The following is a 19,271-nucleotide window of genomic DNA, read 5'->3' as shown; positions in this document are numbered from 1 at the left end:
GAGAGCTGACAAGTGTAACAAAAACAGATTACTTAATTAAAATACTTTTAAATTTTGTAATGTTTTTAAGTGCCATACCAGTTCCTCTAACAACTGCTCTTAATGGGTCTTCAGCAATGTAAACAGGTAAATCTGTTTTTTGTGAAATCCTTTTATCAAGACCTCTTAACATAGATCCTCCACCTGCAAGGTAAATTCCTGTGTTATAAATGTCAGCTGCTAATTCAGGAGGTGTTTGTGATAAAGTTTCCATTACTGCATCTTCAATTCTTTGTATTGATTTGTCTAATGCTTTAGCAATTTCTCTATAAGAAACTTCTACTTGTTTTGGTTTACCGGTAAGTAAATCCCTTCCTTGAACTGACATGTCTTCTGGAGGAGTTTCTAAGTCTTCAATAGCGGCACCAATTTGAATTTTGATTTTTTCAGCTGTACTTTCTCCAACAAAAAGGTTGTGTTGTGTACGCATGTAATAAACGATGTCATTTGTAAATACATCACCGGCAATTTTTACTGATTTATCACATACAATCCCGCCTAATGCAATTACTGCAATTTCAGTTGTTCCACCACCTATGTCAACAATCATGTTTCCTTTAGGCTGCATGATGTCTATTCCAATACCTATTGCTGCTGCCATAGGTTCATGTATCAAATACACTTCTTTACCATTTACTCTTTCGCATGATTCTTTTACGGCTCTCATCTCCACTTCAGTAATACCGGAAGGAATACAAACAACCATTCTTAATGCGGGAGTAAACATTCTTTTTTTCAATGCCGGTATGCTTTTTATAAACATACTGATCATTTTTTCTGAAGCATCAAAATCAGCAATTACACCATCTTTCAAAGGTCTTATCGTTTTAATGTTTTCATGTGTTTTTCCCTGCATCATGTTGGCTTCTTTACCAACAGCAATGATTTTACCCGAAATCCTGTCTCGGGCAACTATTGATGGGGAATCAATTACAACTTTATCATTATGTATGATTAAAGTGTTGGCGGTACCAAGGTCTATCGCAATATCCTCGGTCATGAAATCAAAAAATCCCATAAGTTTTTTAAGGGTTAAAAGTTATAAATTTGTGACAGGCAAAGTTAAACAAATTAATGTTTAAAATGACGAGTTCCTGTAAATACCATTGCAACTTTATTTTCATTACAATAATTAATACTTAATTCGTCTTTTATTGATCCTCCGGGCTGAATTACAGCAGTTATTCCAGCTTCTTTAGCTATTTCTACACAATCTGGAAAAGGGAAAAACGCATCGCTTGCCATCACAGCTCCATGCAAATCAAAGTGAAAATTATTCGCTTTTTCGATTGCTTGTTGCAAGGCATCAACTCTTGATGTCTGTCCTGTACCTGACGCAATAAGTGTACCATTTTTTGCAAAAACAATCGTATTTGATTTTGTGTTTTTACAAATTTTGGAAGCAAAAATTAGATCCTGAACTTCTTGTTCAGTAGGTTCAGTTATAGTAACGGTTCTTAAGTCTTCTTTATTGTCGGTTATGTTGTTTCTTTCCTGAACTAAAATTCCGTTTAAGCAAGTACGTACTTGTTTTTGTGGTAATTCTACTTCGTTTTGAACTAATATAATTCGGTTTTTCTTTTCTTGTAAAATTGCAATGGCTTCAGTGTCATATTCTGGAGCAATCACCACTTCGCAAAATAATTTGTTTATTTCTGAAGCAGTAGCAATATCAATTTTTGTATTCGAAATTAAAACACCTCCAAAAGCAGAAGTTGGGTCGCACGCCAAAGCCGTAAGATAGGCTTCGCTAATGGTTGTTCTTGTCGCTAAACCACAAGCATTATTGTGTTTTAATATTGCAAATGTGGGACCGTCATTTTTGAATTCATTAATCAAATTTACGGCAGCATCTACGTCTAATAAATTATTATAAGACAATTCTTTTCCGTGAACTTTTTTGAACATAGCATCAAAATCACCGAAGAAAAATCCTTTTTGATGTGGATTCTCACCATATCTTAAAACTTGACCGTTAGCAATACTTTGTTTGTAGATTGTTTCGTCAGTATTAAAATAATTGAAAATTGCAGTATCATAATGCGATGAAACATGAAATGCTTTTGTAGCCAATAATTTTCTGTCTTCCAATGTTGTAGCTCCATTTTGATCAGTAATCAAATCCAAAAGCAAACCATATTGGTCAACCGATGCTACAATTACGGTGTCCTTGAAGTTTTTTGCGGCAGCGCGTATCAAAGAAATACCGCCAATATCTATTTTTTCAATAATATCTGATTCACTAGCTCCAGAAGCTACTGTTTTTTCAAAAGGATATAAATCAACAATTACTAAATCTATTTGCGGAATGTTGAACTCTATCATTTGCTGTACATCACTCTCGTTGTCTTGGCGATTTAAGATTCCTCCAAAAACTTTTGGGTGTAATGTTTTTACTCTACCGCCCAGAATAGAAGGGTAGGAGGTAACATCTTCAACAGGAATTACAGGAATTCCTAAATTTTTTATAAAATCCTCAGTTCCTCCAGTAGAATAAAGTGTAACATTTTGACTGTTTAGTTGTCTTACTATAGGTTCTAATCCTTCTTTTGAAAAGACAGAGATTAATGCAGATTGAATTGTTTTTGTTGTGTTCATTGTGTAGTTATAATTATAAAATGCAAAAATAGTTTTTTAATGTGAAAATTAAGCCATTTGAAAATGAGATAATGTGTAATTTTTACTCCTATTTTTATTGGTAAAGATAAAATAATTGATTCACACAGCAACGAATACGTTTTTCATTAGGTTTTTGAATAATATTTATGGAATTTTACTTTAATACAAAAAAATTTTTATGCTGGTTTACCTTCGATTATTAAAAGAGAGTTTTGGCTTTGCAATGAATGCATTGCGAAACAACAAGTTAAGAACGTTGCTTTCTTTGTTAGGAGTTACTATTGGAATTTTTTCGATTATAGCTGTACTTGCGGCCGTTGATTCTTTGGACAGGAAAATAAAAAAAGATATTGGAAGTTTAGACAATAGTACTGTTTTCTTTTTTAAATATAGTTTTGGACCCACAGATGTTCCAGGTTGGAAGGTTGAACAATTTCCGGATGTAACTTATGAGGAGTATAAATTTTTAAAAAATAGTTTAACTGATGTTGAAAGTGTTTGCTTTAAACTTTATGCGGGACGAGAAACTATAAAGTATGAATCAAAAACAGTAAGTTCAATAGCTGTAGTTCCTTGTACTTATGAATTCTCTGATATTGAAAAATTAGATTTTAAAGAAGGACGTTTTTTTAGTGAGCAAGAATCAAACTCGGGTAGTAATAATGTTGTAATAGGACATGAAATTGCAGAGTCGCTTTTTGAAGGAGTTTCTCCATTAGGGAAGGAAGTTAGGTTGTACGGACAGCGGTTTAAAGTGGTTGGGACTCTAAAAAAAGTAGGGGATAGAATGATAAGCTTTGGTTCTAATCCTGATCACACCATTTATCCTACGGTAAATAGGATACGAAGTTTGTTTGGAGACAACAATCAATCATTTTACCCAATAGTCATTATTAAGCCTAGTAAAGGTATTGATATAGAAAACCTTAAAGCTCAAATTACATATAAAATCAGGAATTTTAGAGGAATTAAGTCAGGACAGATCGATACTTTTTTCGTCAATTTTCTTAAAGGCGCAACTGATATGATTGATGAAACTATAGGTTTTATGAATATAGCCGGGTGGATAATTGCGGGATTTTCACTTCTTGTGGGTGGTTTTGGTATCGCTAATATCATGTTTGTTTCCGTTAAAGAACGTACCCATTTAATAGGGATTCAGAAATCATTAGGAGCCAAAAACAGGTTTATATTGTTCCAGTTTTTATTTGAAGCTATTATCTTGTGTCTAATTGGTGGAATAATTGGATTGCTTATGGTTTGGATTATTGCGCTTATTCTAACAAATGCTTTAGATTTTGAATTTGTTTTAAGTGCGGCAAATATTGTTTTGGGAACGGGATTAGCAGTCATAATTGGATTGATCTCCGGAATCCTTCCTGCAATTTCTGCTTCAAAATTAGATCCTGTGGAGGCGATTAGGACGGGAATGTAAATTAAGACGACAATTAAAGAAATAAAAAAAAACAGCTTTCAAAATTATTTGGAAGCTGTTTCTGTTTGGAATGAAATATTTATGACAATAAAAAATCCCGATTGCTCGGGATTTTCATTATCTAATATTATTATTTTGAATCAAATCGATATACAAATTAATCTTGTCTTTCAATTCTTTTCGAGGAGTGATAAAGTCTAAGAAACCATGTTCAAGAAGAAACTCGGCAGTCTGGAAACCTTCGGGTAAATCTTTACCTGTTGTGTCTCGAACTACTCTTGGTCCGGCAAATCCTATTAATGCACCCGGTTCAGAAATATTAATGTCTCCTAACATGGCATAAGAAGCAGTTGTTCCTCCAGTTGTTGGATCTGTACATAAGGAAATGTATGGTAATTTTGCTTCGGCAAGTTGGGCCAGTTTTACGGATGTTTTAGCTAACTGCATTAATGAATAAGCAGCTTCCATCATTCTTGCTCCACCTGATTTTGAAATCATAACAAATGGTAATTTGTTTTTGATGGCATGGTCGATTCCTCTTGCAATTTTTTCTCCCACTACAGCTCCCATAGAACCACCAATGAATGCAAAGTCCATACAGCAAATTACTAGATCTTTTCCTTTGGATTTTCCAACTCCGGTACGTACTGCGTCTTTAAGTTTGGTTTTTCCCATGACATCTTTCAAACGATCTGCATATTTTTTGGTATCAACAAAATGCAAAGGGTCTTTAGAGGTCATGTTTTCGTCTAATTCGACAAATTCATTGTTGTCAAATAAAATTTGAAAATATTCTGTACTTCCAATTCTAACGTGAAAACCATCTTCGGGACTTACAAATAAGTTACGAGCTAGTTCTTCGGCATCAATAATTTTTCCAGTTGGAGATTTGTACCAAAGCCCTTTTGGAATATCCATTTTATCTTCGGTAGCAGTAGTAATCCCTTTTTCTTTTCTTTTAAACCAAGCCATTTTTCTAGTATTCAGTGTTCAGTAATCAAGTATTCAGTGTTCCGTTTTTTAGTGTTCCTTATTTAGATTCAATAATCAGTTTTTTGATAACTGAATACTAAAAAAAACGGAACACTGAACACTATTTTTATAGTGTATTCACATTGTTCAAGTCAGCAAAAGCTTGCTCAAGTCTTGTGTTGAAAGTAACTTCGCTTTCACGCAGCCATTTTCTTGGATCGTAATATTTTTTATTTGGAACATCAGCACCTTCTGGGTTTCCAATTTGAGTTTTCAAATAATCAATGTTTTTTACCATGTAATCACGGATACCTTCCGTAAAAGCAAATTGTAAATCGGTATCAATATTCATTTTTATTACTCCGTAGCTAATGCCTTCTCTAATTTCTTCCAATGTAGAACCTGAACCACCGTGGAAAACAAAGTCTACCGGGTTGTGTCCTGTATTGAATTTATTTTGTACAAAATCTTGAGAATTTTTTAATATTTTTGGAGTCAATTTTACATTTCCGGGTTTGTAAACACCGTGTACGTTTCCAAAAGCAGCAGCAATTGTGAATCTTGGGCTTACTTTAGAAAGTTCTTCGTATGCGTAAGCAACTTCTTCAGGTTGTGTGTATAATTTTGAACTGTCAACATCAGAGTTGTCAACACCATCTTCTTCGCCACCTGTAATTCCAAGTTCGATTTCCAATGTCATTCCCATTTTGCTCATTCTTTCCAAATATCCTTTGCAAATTTCAATGTTTTCTTCGATAGGCTCTTCTGATAAATCAATCATGTGAGAAGAGTATAATGGTTTTCCTGTTGCAGCAAAATGTTTTTCGGAAGCATCTAATAAACCGTCAATCCAAGGCAATAATTTTTTTGCGCAATGGTCAGTATGTAAAATTACGGTTGCTCCGTAAGCTTCCGCCAAAGTATGAATGTGTAATGCACCAGCAATTCCACCAGCGATAGCTGCTTTTTCGCCTGCATTAGAAAGTCCTTTTCCTGCATTAAATTGTGCTCCTCCATTTGAAAATTGAATGATAACCGGAGCATTAAGTTTTGCTGCAGTTTCAAGAACGCTATTGATAGTATTTGATCCCGTAACATTTACTGCAGGAAGTGCAAATCCTTTTTCTTTAGCATAATTAAAAATTTCCTGAACCTGATCTCCTGTAGCTACGCCTGGTTTTATGTTGTGTGCCATTGTAATTTTTTTAGTTATTTTTTTTAGTTTTTAGTTTGCAAAAATAAGAATTAAATAGCATTAGAACGGATAATTTATTCCGAAATTTAAAACGGAGTTCGCAAAATTGTATTCCTGGAACCATCTTTTGTTGGTTTCATTGGCTGGATTGTAGGTTTTAAATCCTAAATCAAAACGAATTACAAAAAAACTTAGGTCATATCTAAGTCCAAATCCAGTGCCTAATGCGATATCTTTTAAATCACTAAGACTTGTGAAAGTTGATTTCTCATCTTCTACATTATCCAGTACGTTCCAAATATTCCCGGCATCGGCAAAAAGCGCTCCTTTTAAACTGCCTAATATCTTAAATCGAAACTCTCCACTAATTAAAATTTTCATATTAGCCTCATTGAAATCATCCAATGCGCCACTGCTGCCCGGTCCTAAACCATACGGTTGCCATGCCCTGTTGTCATTTGATCCTCCTGAAAAATAACTTCTTGAAAAGGGAATGTAATCTGAATTTCCAAATGGAATGGCTATCCCAAAAAATGACCGAAATGCAACTATTTTTTCTTTGGAGAAATCCCAATGTTTAATATAATCAAATTCGGTTTTTATGTATTCTGAATATTCTAAATTGAATATTTCATAATTATCATTTGAATTTTTCTTCTGATTTGTTGCTTTTGCAAAACCAGATAAAATAGTTCCAGCCGATTCTATTTTTGTTCTAAAAAGATAAAAAGTATTGTCAGTTAAATCCTTTTTGGTTGTTTTTGAAAAAGTAAAACTGGTAGCCAAAATAAAATCATTCTCCGTAAGTCTGAGTCTTCGTTCTTCAATACTTTTTACAGACCTAAAGTCTGCGGCTTCCAATGGTTTCAAAAAGTTAGCGTTACCCGTGAGAACATCGTTAGTAAAGCCAGTTGTTCCTTCTTCAATAAGCAAATCTTTGTCAATGTCATTGTTATAATAAGAAGGATTTGTATTGTATTCTTTGCTGATTTCATTCAAAGCATTATAGGAAGAACTGTAAACATTAAAGTAATTTTGTGTGTTTAGATTTCGTACAAATTGGGTGTTGAAAAGATCAAATCTAGCGGTATTGTTTCTTTTTGGAGTCCAGTTATACGATAGGGTTCCGGTAAAATTCTCTTTGTCTAAACCAATATTTTGTTGTTTTGCAAAACCCGCTGTGATTAAAGTGGATGGAATCATGCTTTTTGGAATGATTTTTTCAGTGCTGAAAGGCATGAAAATCCTTGGGATATTCAGTTTTAAATCCAAACCGTATTCTGAAACATTGAAAAAATTATTCTTTGGATTCGCTAAATCTTTTGAAGAACCAATATTGCCACGCGCAGCTAATTCAAGGGTTTCGGCTCCATTGAAAACGTTTCGTATCGTTTCAGAAACACTTAAGCCCACACCGAAATCTTGTATGTTAGAATGAGTGACATCTAATGTAGTCCCAAAACTATATTTTTTTCTCGGAGTTAAATATACTTCTGCAATCAATGATTGTGCGGTAGAGTCTCTAGGGTCAACTTTATATTGTATTGAAGGATAGTTGAAAATTTTAAGATTGTTTAAATACCGCGTTGTCAAAACGGTTTTATAATCCGCAAATAACCCTCCTTTTGTAATAAAGATAGCATTAGTAATGGCTCGTGGCTTGTATCTTAATTTTTCCTGACTGTATAAGTTGAAGTTCTTATAGGTTGTGCTATCCGTAATTTTTATAGTATTGCTACTTGGAGAATAATCAGTGTAAATATTTACATCGCTTATTTTATAAATTTTAAAAGGTTCTGTTCGGGTAGAATCGCCATCTTGATAAGAATAATTATCAATCATCAAGTTTATATTTGCCTGATTGACTTTTTTAATGGTATCAATATCAAAAGTCACATAATTAGGCTGAAAATAATAGGCTCCATTATTTCTAAAATGAGTGGTGATTCGGTTTTTTTCATTCTCAAAATCTTCCGTTTTATATTGATTGCCTGATTTGATAAATGTGTTGGATTTGTTTGTTTGATACAAAGAATCCAATGCCGGTGTTAAAATAGTAGTTCTTAAAGAATCTAAAAAGTAAGCATTTCCGGGAGTAATGGCATATTTTATTTTAGCCTTTTTAATACTCAAAGTATCTATTTTGTAAGTAGCATTTACATTAAAAAAGCCATTGTTGAAATAATAGTATTTCAATCGTAACAATGATTTGTCAGCTCTTTCTTTGTCAATAATTACGGGAACTTCCCCGGTTCTTTTCAAGAAATCATGAATTCCATGGTACAAAAAAGATTTTCCAAGTCGATTGACTTGTTTTTCAGACAGCCATTTTGATTTTCTTCTAAATTTTTCCGGATTATTTGTAAACTTGGCTTGGTAGGTTGAATCTGGATTTAGATTGGCAAGATTGTAAAGGTTCAAGCGTAAACGATACCCCAGTAAGGTGCTGTTTGGTTTTTGATACAGTTGATTAAAAACATTTTCGTCCTTAATTGCTTTGTCATTTACAGTAATTTCGTTTTTTGTAAGCAGTAGCTTTCCGTCCGGAACTCTTTTTACAGCGTTACAAGCGCAAATTAGTATTGCAATTAGAATAAATGCAGTTATTTTTGTGGAAGTTTTTTTCAAGTGTTCTAAAATATTTAATTCAAAAGTACATTATTTTATGGTTAGTAAAAACCAAATAAAGCTTATAACGAGTTTGCAGCAAAAAAAATATAGAATTGCCAATAAATTATTTTTTGCCGAAGGCGTAAAAGGAATTCATGAACTGCTGGAGTCTAATTTTGAGCTGGAACATTTGTATACTACCCAAAATGATTTTGAGGAAGTCCATGTATCGAGAAAAACGATTATTCAAGAAAGCGATTTGAAAAAAATCAGTGCATTAGCAACCCCAAATACATGTTTGGGAGTTTTCAAAATGCCCTTGGAAAAACCAATTATTGAAACAGGTTTAATTGTAGCGCTTGATACTATTCGTGATCCGGGAAATTTAGGAACCATATTGCGTTTGTGTGATTGGTTTGGTGTTAAGCAGTTGTTGTGTTCAAAGGAAACAGTTGATATTTATAATCCAAAGGTCGTTCAGGCAACTATGGGTTCTATAGCCAGGGTCAACGTGAATTATATTGATCTTAATGCTTTTATTACACAAACAAAATTACCCGTTTTTGGTACTTTTATGGATGGAGAGAATATTTATAAATCGGTTTTACCTAAAGAAGGCATTATTATTATGGGTAATGAGGCTAATGGCGTTTCGGCAGCACTTGAAAGTTTAGCCACAAACAGACTCACAATTCCTCGTTTTGGGGATCTTCAAAAAACAGAAAGCCTCAATGTTGCCACTGCTACCGCTATAGTATTAAGCGAGTTTTGTAGAGGTTACCTTTTTAATGGAAAGTAAAATTGATGAAGACTGCTCTGGTTTTCAGCGATTCTATGTTGCTTGTCCATGGACTGTTTGGGTCTTTATCTCTGATTAATTCGTCATTCATTCCAAAAACACCTCTTATGGAAGGGGAAAATATAAAATATTCTGAAAAAAGATCAATTCCAAAACCCAATTCATAATTAGTGGTCCATGCCTTTACTCTAAAACGTTGTTCTAAGTTGTCATCAATTAATTTAGAATTGCTGGATAAGTTTAACGTTGCAGATACGCCTCCTACTAAATAGGGGCGAATATTCCCTGTTCTAAGGGAGGAAAATTTTACCAATAATGGAAAATGGATGTAGGTGCTGTTTATCTCTCTTAGTTTGTCAGAAGAAGTGGGAATAGTGCTTTCAGAAAAATAGCTTGTTGGATAATGTAAATCTCTTCTTGTATAATAAAGACCCGGCTCAAATCGTAAGTCAATGTATTCCTGAAGTTTCAAATCAGCAACGATACCCACATTAAACCCAGTGGTTTTTTTTATAAGAATATCGGGACCTACTGTTTTATAATCTATTTTGAAATCATACGAGTTAAACCCTAAATAAAACCCATAATACATTCTCTTTTTTTGAAAATTTTCCAAATTAATAATAGGATCTCTGCTAAATATATTTTTAGACTTTTGAGCGTATCCTTTTAGAATAAAAGCAAAAAATAGTAAGACAATTATTTTTTTCATGTTATTTTTTAGAAGCTGAGTAAATGGTAGCTACGCCAAAAGTTTGTGGTAAAGCTACAACATCTATAAACCCAATTTTTCTCAAAATATTGTTTAATACTTCGCCATAAGGGAATGCAGCTGCCGATTCAGATAAATAACCATATGCAACATCGTCTTTAGAGAAGACTTTACCTATTAGAGGAAGAATATTTTTTGTGTAAAAATTATATCCTTGTCTGTAAGGCGTTTTGTCCGGCACCGAAGTTTCTAAAATAACAAATACACCGTTAGGTTTTAAAACTCTTAGAATTTCAGCCAGGCCTTTTTCTAAATCGTCAAAATTACGAACTCCAAAAGCAACGGTTATGGCATCAAAATAGTTGTCTTCAAAAGGCATGTTTTCGGAGTCGCCCAAAATCATTTCGATAGTATTGGAAAGATTTTTTGAAGCAATTTTTTTTACGCCTACTTCCAGCATTCCTGCTGATATATCCAACCCGATGATTTTTTCAGCATTTGTTTGTGCCATCAAAATGGCCAAATCACCAGTACCGGTTGCGATGTCCAGAATGATTTTCGGATTTGATTTCGCAACTATTTGCAACACTTTTTTACGCCATTTTATATCAATACCGAAAGAAATGACACGATTCAGATTATCATAATTTCCAGAAATGGTGTCAAACATTTTTGCAACTTGTTCTTTTTTGCCTAGCGCTGAATCTTTATAGGGTGTTATTTTTTCTGACATTTTTTTAGTTTGTACAAATATAATACAAACTTGATGAACTTAAAATGAGTTTCAAAAAATTAGAATCAAGTTTTATTCTTGGTTTTTCAAACACACTCATTTAAGAAAAAAAACTAAAATTTATTTTATTTGAAATATCACTAAAAGTGGGTATTGTAACTAATGATTTTATTGTACAAATTTGTTATTCAAGAAAATAACCATATTAAATGATTAAAAGAGAACCGATCAACCAAATCAAGTGGATAATTTTAGCGTTTTTTATCTCATTTGTTCTTGTTAGCTGTTTTGAAAATACGGTTTTACAAAACTGTATTGTAGTTAAAACGCAACATACGTTCTTAGGATTAAATTTGTTTTTGGAAATTTTAATTTTTTTCGTCTTTAGTACCTTCGTGGTATTTGGTATTAAAGGCTTTTTTGAGATGTATTCTCAAAAAACATCAAATGTTATAATCTTCATTTCTGGAGTATTACTACTATTTGTAATTTTTATTTTATGTTATCAAATACTCTTTCAAGAGTAGATCGTCTCTTTGATCAATGGTTTAAAAAAAACATCCCGTAAAAAGGATGTTTTTTTGTTTTATTTTCTAAGGAATGTCTGATACGAATAATCGTAGAGATGTTTTTCGTCCTTCTCATTAAATTCTGAAACTATTATTTTCCATTCATCGTCATTAATTTCAGGGAAATGAGCGTCGCCTTCAAAGTTGTGATGAACACGTGTTATTTCTATTTTGTCAGTAAAAGGGAGTCCTAAGGTATAAATTTCACCACCACCAATTATAAATGTGTCTTCGTTTTTGGGACAAATGGCTAATGCTTTGTCCATACTATCAACGATGATGCAACCTTCGGCTTGATACTCTTTTTGTCTTGTGATTATGATGTGGGTTCTGTTAGGTAATGGTTTTGGAAAACTTTCAAATGTTTTTCTGCCCATTATAATATGATGTCCGGATGTAAGGGATTTAAATCTTTTGAAATCATTTGGTAAATGCCAAACCAGTTCGTTGTTTTTACCTAAAGCATTATTTTCGGCAACGGCCGCAATCATTATTATCATAATTGATGTACTGTTATTTAAGGTCGTCGTTGTTAACCTGTGTTTGTAATTGATCCAGTTTTTTTTGTTGTAAAGCTACAAGTCGGTCTATTTGTTCCCTTTCCCAATTTTTATTCATAAAACGATCCGTGATGAAAATTTTTATAAAATGTAAAATAAAGAGGAACAACCATATGGTGATAATCCAAATGGACCAGTGGGAATCTACGGCAATTTCGAAAAACTTATTAGCGATAAATAAAAGCAAACTTCCTAAGACGAAAAGGACAAAATGAAAATACAATCTTTTTTTTTGTTTAATTCTTCTTCTTGCATATTCATACTGTTCGTGTAGTTCTTTTTCCATTGATCAAAATTTAGTTTATAAAGGTAAAATTTATTTTGGAAAGTCACTATTTTGCTTCTATATTAATTTAACAAGAAAACGTTTTCTCTTTCTTGAATGTTAAATTTAACAGGCTTAAAATTAAGAAATTGGTCATAAATTAACATGGTTTGCCACATTGTATTAAATCTTCGTTACGTTCATTGTACGTTCAAATTCTTTTGCTTTCTTTGTTTTATAAATCTATAAATGAAATAGTTATGGCAATCAAGAAACAATTTGTTAAGACAAAACCAGTTTGTAAAGTTACCTTTTCAGTTGAAGCAAAAGAAGCAAGTCATGCTTCTGTTGTTGGCGATTTCAACAATTGGAATGTTGCTGAAGGTGCTTTGAGCAAATTAAAAAATGGTACTTTCAAAGGGGTTTTCGATGTAAACAAAGATGCAGCCTACGAATTTAAATACGTAATTGACGGAACATTTGTCAATGAGCCGGAAGCAGATTCTTTTAAGTGGAATGAGTTTGCCGGAAATGAAAACGGTGTTTTAGTAGTTTAGCTAAAACACCGTTTTTTTATTACTTTACACCGCAACACTGCCTTTTATCAAGGCATGTGGTTCATAGCCTTCGAGCGTGAAATCTTCAAAATCAAATGCGAAGATGTCTTTTATATTGGGATTCAAAATCATTTTAGGCAATGGTTTTGGCTCACGGGACAATTGCAATTCGAGTTGTTCAAAATGGTTGTTGTAAATGTGCGCGTCACCAAAAGTGTGGATAAATTCACCAACCTCAAGGTCGCAAACCTGTGCAATCATCATGGTTAATAATGCATAGGAAGCAATATTAAAAGGAACACCCAAAAATATATCAGCACTTCGTTGGTACAACTGGCAGGAAAGTTTTCCTTTAGTTTCTCCTTTGGTTTCGTCTGGGCTAGCTACATAAAACTGAAAGAAAGCGTGACAAGGAGGTAAAGCGGCTTTGTTATTGGCAACATTTTCCTCAAATGACTTAGTGGTGTCCGGAAGAACCGATGGATTCCAGGCTGAAACGAGCATTCTTCGACTGTTAGGATTGGTTTTTAATTCTTTAATTAGTTCTGTTATTTGGTCAATTTCTTCACTATTCCAGTTGCGCCATTGGTGTCCGTAAACTGGTCCTAGATCTCCGTTGGCATCAGCCCAAGCATCCCAAATCTTAACGTCATTCTCTTGAAGGTACTTAATATTCGTATCACCTTTTAAAAACCAAAGCAATTCATAGATAATAGATTTCAGGTGTAGTTTTTTAGTGGTAACCATTGGAAAACCTTCATTCAAATCAAAACGCATTTGGTAACCAAATACACTTTTTGTTCCTGTTCCCGTACGATCTCCTTTTTGACAACCGTTTTCCATCACGTGTTGCACTAAGTCTAAATATTGCTTCATTGTGTCTTTATTCTATTTGCGGTAAGCGAGTTTAGTTTTTGTATATTTTTCCGTCTTTCATTACAAATACGACTTTTTCCAGCGTTTTGATAGTATTCAAAGGATTTTCATCAACTGCAATAATGTCTGCCAAAAAGTTCTCTTTGATTTGACCTACTTCATTCCCAATGCCCAATAACATAGCATTCGTTGTTGTTGCTGATTGTATAGCGGCTAATGCAGGCATTCCGGCTTCAACCATATAGCCAAATTCTTTTGCATTTGTACCATGAGCAAAAACTCCGGCATCGGTACCAAAAGCAATTTTGACTCCTTTTTTGTATGCTTTTGCAAAAGTAGCCTTAATTTGTGGACCAACTTCTCTGGCCTTTGGAACTACGATTTCAGGATAAAAACCATTAATTTCTGCATTTTTTTCTACTTCTTTTCCAGCGGTCAAGGTAGGGACTAAATAAGCATCGTATTTTTTCATCAATTCCATTGTCTCTTCACTCATAAAAGTGCCGTGCTCAATGGTTTTTATACCGCCCAATATAGCTCGTTGCATTCCTTCATCTCCGTGGGCATGAGCTGCGGTAAGCATATTATAATCCTTGGCAGTTGTTGTAATAGCTTTGATTTCGTCTAAAGTAAACTGAGGATTTTTGCCACTTTTTGCCACACTTAAAACACCGCCTGTAGCTGTGATTTTAATAACATCGGCTCCTTCTTTATAGCGCTCTCTTACTGCTTTTACTGCTTCTTCCGGAGAATTGATTACGCCTTCATGCGGGCCTGGATCTCCTACAAGTTTACGATTGCTTCCGTTCGTTGGATCAGCATGTCCTCCTGTTGTGGCAATCGATTTTCCTGCGGTATATATTCTTGGGCCTTTTACGATTCCTTTATTAATGGCATTTCTTATGGAGATATTAACTCCGGTTCCTCCTAAATCACGTACGGTAGTGAATCCGGCTAAAAGGGTTGTTTCTGCACAACGAACCGCTTGAAATGCAATGTCAGCCTCGTTGTCTAAATATTTTGACATGTAACTTTTAGTGTCGTGTTCTCCTTCAATATGTACGTGTAAATCGATAAGACCTGGTAAAATGTATTTATTTTTCAGGTCGATTTCAATGTCTTCGGGTTTGGATTTGGATACAAATCCATCTTGTATTTTTGTGATTTTATTTTTAGAAACAATTATGGTTTGGTTGGATAACTCTTTGCCAGATTGGGTATTTAGAATTTTTCCGCAGTGTAAATAATAATCTTGAGAAAATGCAATTGTAGAAATAAATAAGGTTGCAATAATTAGGACAAATTTTGTTTTCATAGATTAGTTTTATAACAGATGTTACTAAAAATATATAAAAAAGTGCAGCATTAAATTCTGCTGCATTTTTTATGTGGTTAATCGTTTATGTATCAAATAATGCAATAATGAAAATCAAAATTAAAGTTATCTCTTCGAGATTTCGTCTCTAATTTTTGCTGCTTTTTCGTAATCTTCATGCGAAACTGCTTGATCTAACAGTTCATTCAATTCCTGTAAACTATGCTTAGAATACGTTTCTCCAGATTGATTGCTTTCTTCTTCATGCCCAAAAGTTTCTGGATTAGACAGTACATCATCGATTTCTTGAGAGTCTTTATTGGGTTCCAGTGGATTTGCTTTCAGGTATATTCCAGCTTTATCAAGGATGTTTTTGTAGGTAAAAATAGGAGCGTTAAAACGTAATGCTAAAGCAATTGCATCGGAGGTTCTGGCGTCAATAATTTCTTCTATTTTATCTCTTTCGCAAATAATACTCGAATAAAAAACACCATCAACTAACTTGTGAATAATGACTTGTTTTACCACAATATCAAAACGCTCTGCAAAATTTTTAAATAGGTCATGAGTCAGGGGACGCGGTGGTTTTATTTCTTTTTCTAATGCAATAGCGATTGATTGGGCTTCAAAAGCACCAATGACAATGGGCAATTTTCTTTCACCATCAACCTCATTCAATATCAAAGCATACGCTCCGTTTTGAGTTTGACTGTATGAAATTCCTTTTATGGATAATTTAACTAAGCTCATAATTGTTAAAATGGGTAAGTACAGCGTACTTATTTTTTGATGAAAATCAAGTTTCATTTTTTGTTAAAAAAAATGCTACTTAAAAGCAAAGATACAAATATCTTGTTTTTAAGTAGCATTTAAATCGATTTAATGATTTCCTGTTGATTAGGAATTATGTGCTTTGAAAGCTTTTAATTTCTCAATTAATTTTGGTACAATTTCAAAAGCATCTCCAACAACTCCGTAATCCGCTACTTTGAAGAATGGCGCTTCCGGATCGCTGTTGATTACGACTTTAACTTTAGAGGAGTTGATTCCAGCAATATGTTGTATCGCTCCCGAAATTCCAATCGCAATATAAAGGTTTGTAGCAACCGGTTTTCCAGTTTGTCCTACGTGTTCTCCGTGAGGTCTCCATCCTAAATCAGAAACGGGTTTTGAACAAGCAGTTGCAGCTCCAAGAACTGTAGCTAATTCTTCTACCATTCCCCAGTTTTCAGGACCTTTTAGTCCACGGCCAGCCGAAACTACAATATCAGCATCAGCAATAGAAACTTTTCCAGAACCTTTTTCTACTGATTCTACTTTTACGCCAAAATCATTGTCTCCAATAGTTGGGTTAAAATCTTCTTGAGTCAATGTAGATGCATTTTCAAAAACACCATAAGAGTTTTTAGCAAGTCCAAGAACTTTTACATCTGTTGCAATTTCAGTGATGTTGAAAGCTTTGTTTGAAAAAGCATTTCTTTTTACTTGAAATGGAGCGGTACTTACTGGTAAACCTACAACATTTGATGCATAACCAGCTTCTAAAGCTACTGCAACAAGTGATGAAAGGTAGATGCTATCTGTAGTTGATGAAAGTAAAACTAATTTTACGTTTTCTTTTTGAGCAGCTTGTTTGATGACATCAGCGTACGCTTTTGCAGTAAATCCTGATAATTTATCGTTGTTTACTTTCAATACTTTGTCTACTCCGTATTTTGATAATTCCGAAACATCTCCTGCATTTACTGTTACAGCCGTAACGGTAGTTCCTAAAGTTTCTGCTACTTTTTTTGCATAAGAGGCCAATTCGAATGCTACTTTTTTAAATTTTCCTTCTGCGTATTCCGCATATATTAATATTGACATAATGATTTATGAGTTTAGAGTTTAGAGTTTAGATTCCAGATTTTGAAAACTGAAAACTGCTACTGAAAACGGATTACTAGATTACTTTAGCTTCGTTGTGCAATAGATTAATTAATTCATCTAAATTATCAGCAGAAATTAATTTCACGGCTGATTTAGGAGCTGGTTTTTCAAATTTCACTGCTTTTGTATTTACAGTGGCATCAACTGGCTCTAGAATTGTCAATGCTTTAGTTCTTGCAGTCATAATTCCTCTCATGTTTGGAATACGCAAGTCTTTTTCTTCCACTAATCCTTTTTGTCCACCAATGATTAATGGTAGAGTAGTAGCAACGGTTTCTTTTCCACCATCAATTTCACGAACTGCTTTTACGCTTGTCCCGTCAACAGTCAGGTTTGTACAAGAATTAAGGAAATTGTATCCTAAGATTCCAGCAATCATTCCAGGAACCATTCCGCCATTATAGTCTAAAGATTCTTTTCCGGCGATAATTACATCGTAACCTCCGTTTTTAATTACTTCGGCAAGTTGTTTGGCAACGAAAAATCCGTCAGTAGGATTTGCGTTTACACGAATAGCTTCGTTAGCGCCTATTGCTAACGCTTTTCTTAAAGTTGGTTCGGTTTCAGGTCCTCCAACATTCACAACAGTAACGGTTGCGCCTTGTTGTTCTTGAAACCAAATGGCACGTGTCAAACCAAATTCGTCATTTGGATTGATTACATATTGTACCCCATTTGTGTCAAATTCAGAATCACCGTTGACAAAGTTAATTTTTGAAGTAGTATCAGGAACGTGACTGATGCAAACTAATATTTTCATAAGTATATATTTTGATTTTTCTAAAAAGCTTTGACAAATTTAAAATAATAATTTGAATAATATACTATGCGTGCATAATATTTTTGAACACTATTACGATTTCGTAGCCCGGATAGTAGCGGCATCCTTCCTGTGGCTCCTTTAGCCACAGGAAGATACAGCGGATAGCCGGAAACAGCTCCTGAAAAATATCACTATAAATCCTGATTAATTTAAAGTAATTTATGCTTTTAAGTGGTTTAAAATATTTATTTTTGCTTTTCGAAAATTAGACACATACAACATATAATATGAGAACGATACAATTTAGAGAGGCCATTTGCGAAGCGATGAGTGAAGAAATGCGTCACGATGAGTCCATCTACTTAATGGGTGAAGAAGTTGCAGAATATAATGGTGCGTACAAAGCATCTAAAGGAATGCTTGCTGAATTTGGTGAGAAAAGAGTTATTGACACTCCTATTGCAGAGCTTGGTTTTACTGGTATTGCAGTAGGATCAGCAATGAACGGGTGCAGACCGATTGTAGAATACATGACGTTCAATTTCTGTTTAGTGGGGATTGACCAAATTATAAATAATGCTGCCAAAATGCGTCAGATGACTGGTGGGCAATTCAATGTGCCAATCGTTTTTCGTGGTCCAACGGCTTCGGCAGGACAATTAGGGGCGACTCACTCACAAGCATTAGAAAACTGGTTTGCGAACACTCCGGGTCTTAAAGTGGTAGTTCCATCTACGGTTTATGATGCAAAAGGATTGTTGAAAGCGGCTATTCGTGATAATGATCCTGTGATTTTCATGGAATCAGAACAAATGTATGGTGATAAAGGGGAAGTGCCAGATGGTGAATATACCATTCCACTTGGAGTTGCTGATATCAAACGTGAAGGTACTGATGTAACTATCGTTTCTTTTGGAAAAATTATCAAAGAAGCTCATATTGCTGCTGACGAATTAGCCAAAGAAGGAATTTCTTGTGAAATTATCGATTTAAGAACCGTACGTCCTATGGATTATGAGACGATTTTAACATCGGTTAAAAAAACAAATAGATTGGTAGTTCTTGAGGAAGCTTGGCCTTTTGCAAGTGTAGCTTCTGAAATTACATATATTGTTCAAGAACGCGCTTTTGATTTCTTGGATGCGCCTATTCAACGTATCACAACCGCGGATACTCCAGCGCCGTACTCTCCAGTATTGCTGAAAGAATGGTTGCCAAATGCAGGTGATGTGGTAAAAGCAGTTAAAAAAGTAATGTATAAAAAATAGATCTTTTAGATTGTTAGACTTCTTAGAATGTAAGATTTTAATCTAAAAATTCTAG

18 protein-coding genes are annotated in these 19,271 nt (G+C 34.1%); 4 read left to right on the top strand and 14 right to left on the bottom strand.

What is annotated here, in order from left to right; genetic code table 11:
- Positions 1–28 precede the first annotated feature (28 nt).
- Both E0I26_RS05480 and purH read right to left on the bottom strand, forming a co-directional pair.
- Positions 29–1,057: a rod shape-determining protein gene (locus tag E0I26_RS05480; RefSeq protein WP_114754800.1), complete on the bottom strand. Its 1,029-nt coding sequence runs from the start codon at positions 1,055–1,057 to the stop codon at positions 29–31.
- A gap of 53 nt (positions 1,058–1,110) precedes the next feature.
- On the bottom strand, positions 1,111–2,637 hold the full coding sequence (purH, locus tag E0I26_RS05475; RefSeq protein WP_131915493.1) for a bifunctional phosphoribosylaminoimidazolecarboxamide formyltransferase/IMP cyclohydrolase: 1,527 nt from the start codon (positions 2,635–2,637) through the stop codon (positions 1,111–1,113).
- Between the two features lie 199 nt (positions 2,638–2,836).
- Here purH and E0I26_RS05470 point away from each other — a divergent pair, with 199 nt between their 5' ends.
- A complete protein-coding gene (locus E0I26_RS05470) occupies positions 2,837–4,093 on the top strand; it encodes an ABC transporter permease (RefSeq protein ID WP_131915492.1) in 1,257 nt (418 codons plus the stop codon).
- 117 nt (positions 4,094–4,210) lie between these two features.
- Here E0I26_RS05470 and accD read toward each other — a convergent pair whose 3' ends face one another.
- The 3 genes from accD to tamL all read right to left on the bottom strand — a co-directional run bounded on the left by accD (position 4,211) and on the right by tamL (position 8,888).
- Positions 4,211–5,065: an acetyl-CoA carboxylase, carboxyltransferase subunit beta gene (gene accD, locus E0I26_RS05465; RefSeq protein ID WP_131915491.1), complete on the bottom strand. Its 855-nt coding sequence runs from the start codon at positions 5,063–5,065 to the stop codon at positions 4,211–4,213.
- Between the two features lie 127 nt (positions 5,066–5,192).
- The gene (gene fbaA, locus E0I26_RS05460) at positions 5,193–6,260 is read right to left on the bottom strand and encodes a class II fructose-bisphosphate aldolase (RefSeq protein ID WP_131915490.1); all 1,068 of its coding nucleotides are present in this window, start codon (positions 6,258–6,260) and stop codon (positions 5,193–5,195) included.
- 60 nt (positions 6,261–6,320) lie between these two features.
- Positions 6,321–8,888, bottom strand: coding sequence for a translocation and assembly module lipoprotein TamL (gene tamL / locus E0I26_RS05455; protein ID WP_131915489.1), 2,568 nt, complete (start codon positions 8,886–8,888; stop codon positions 6,321–6,323).
- Between the two features lie 37 nt (positions 8,889–8,925).
- Here tamL and E0I26_RS05450 point away from each other — a divergent pair, with 37 nt between their 5' ends.
- The gene (locus E0I26_RS05450) at positions 8,926–9,669 is read left to right on the top strand and encodes an RNA methyltransferase (protein ID WP_131915488.1); all 744 of its coding nucleotides are present in this window, start codon (positions 8,926–8,928) and stop codon (positions 9,667–9,669) included.
- Here E0I26_RS05450 and porT read toward each other — a convergent pair.
- The 4 genes from porT to E0I26_RS05425 form a co-directional block, all read right to left on the bottom strand.
- A complete protein-coding gene (gene porT, locus E0I26_RS05445; RefSeq protein WP_131915487.1) occupies positions 9,656–10,381 on the bottom strand; it encodes a type IX secretion/gliding motility protein PorT/SprT in 726 nt (241 codons plus the stop codon). The two genes, E0I26_RS05450 and porT, sit on opposite strands and share 14 nt — an antisense overlap.
- 1 nt (position 10,382) lies before the next feature.
- Entirely contained in the window at positions 10,383–11,114 is a 732-nt protein-coding gene (gene ubiE / locus E0I26_RS05440) for a bifunctional demethylmenaquinone methyltransferase/2-methoxy-6-polyprenyl-1,4-benzoquinol methylase UbiE (RefSeq protein ID WP_131915486.1), read from the bottom strand.
- A 586-nt stretch (positions 11,115–11,700) separates the two neighbouring features.
- Entirely contained in the window at positions 11,701–12,183 is a 483-nt protein-coding gene (locus E0I26_RS05430) for a dihydrofolate reductase (RefSeq protein WP_131915485.1), read from the bottom strand.
- Positions 12,184–12,196: 13 nt separating this feature from the next.
- Positions 12,197–12,529: a 2TM domain-containing protein gene (locus E0I26_RS05425; protein ID WP_131915484.1), complete on the bottom strand. Its 333-nt coding sequence runs from the start codon at positions 12,527–12,529 to the stop codon at positions 12,197–12,199.
- Positions 12,530–12,768: 239 nt separating this feature from the next.
- Here E0I26_RS05425 and E0I26_RS05420 point away from each other — a divergent pair, with 239 nt between their 5' ends.
- Positions 12,769–13,065 (top strand): isoamylase early set domain-containing protein, encoded by a 297-nt coding sequence (locus E0I26_RS05420; RefSeq protein WP_131915483.1) that lies wholly within the window; start codon positions 12,769–12,771, stop codon positions 13,063–13,065.
- A 24-nt stretch (positions 13,066–13,089) separates the two neighbouring features.
- Here the strand turns inward: E0I26_RS05420 and E0I26_RS05415 are convergent, their stop codons facing one another.
- The 5 genes from E0I26_RS05415 to E0I26_RS05395 all read right to left on the bottom strand — a co-directional run bounded on the left by E0I26_RS05415 (position 13,090) and on the right by E0I26_RS05395 (position 17,945).
- Positions 13,090–13,941 (bottom strand): thymidylate synthase, encoded by an 852-nt coding sequence (locus E0I26_RS05415; protein WP_131915482.1) that lies wholly within the window; start codon positions 13,939–13,941, stop codon positions 13,090–13,092.
- 31 nt (positions 13,942–13,972) lie between these two features.
- A complete protein-coding gene (locus tag E0I26_RS05410; RefSeq protein WP_131915481.1) occupies positions 13,973–15,256 on the bottom strand; it encodes a metal-dependent hydrolase family protein in 1,284 nt (427 codons plus the stop codon).
- A 126-nt stretch (positions 15,257–15,382) separates the two neighbouring features.
- Positions 15,383–16,006 carry a bifunctional nuclease family protein gene (locus E0I26_RS05405; protein ID WP_131915685.1) on the bottom strand — a complete coding sequence of 208 codons (624 nt, stop codon included), beginning with the start codon at positions 16,004–16,006 and terminating at the stop codon, positions 15,383–15,385.
- Between the two features lie 147 nt (positions 16,007–16,153).
- Entirely contained in the window at positions 16,154–17,122 is a 969-nt protein-coding gene (locus E0I26_RS05400) for an electron transfer flavoprotein subunit alpha/FixB family protein (RefSeq protein ID WP_131915480.1), read from the bottom strand.
- Positions 17,123–17,198: 76 nt separating this feature from the next.
- Positions 17,199–17,945 (bottom strand): electron transfer flavoprotein subunit beta/FixA family protein, encoded by a 747-nt coding sequence (locus tag E0I26_RS05395; protein ID WP_131915479.1) that lies wholly within the window; start codon positions 17,943–17,945, stop codon positions 17,199–17,201.
- Between the two features lie 290 nt (positions 17,946–18,235).
- On the opposite strand from E0I26_RS05395, the gene E0I26_RS05390 reads away from it, so the two are divergent.
- Positions 18,236–19,216, top strand: a complete 981-nt coding sequence (locus E0I26_RS05390) for a pyruvate dehydrogenase complex E1 component subunit beta (protein WP_091204253.1) — start codon at positions 18,236–18,238, stop codon at positions 19,214–19,216.
- Positions 19,217–19,271: the final 55 nt, after the last annotated feature.

The sequence above is a fragment of the Flavobacterium rhamnosiphilum genome (assembly GCF_004349195.1).
Taxonomy (GTDB): domain Bacteria; phylum Bacteroidota; class Bacteroidia; order Flavobacteriales; family Flavobacteriaceae; genus Flavobacterium; species Flavobacterium rhamnosiphilum.
Note: the sequence above shows the minus strand (reverse complement) of the source record. Positions and strands in the feature narration are given on the sequence as shown.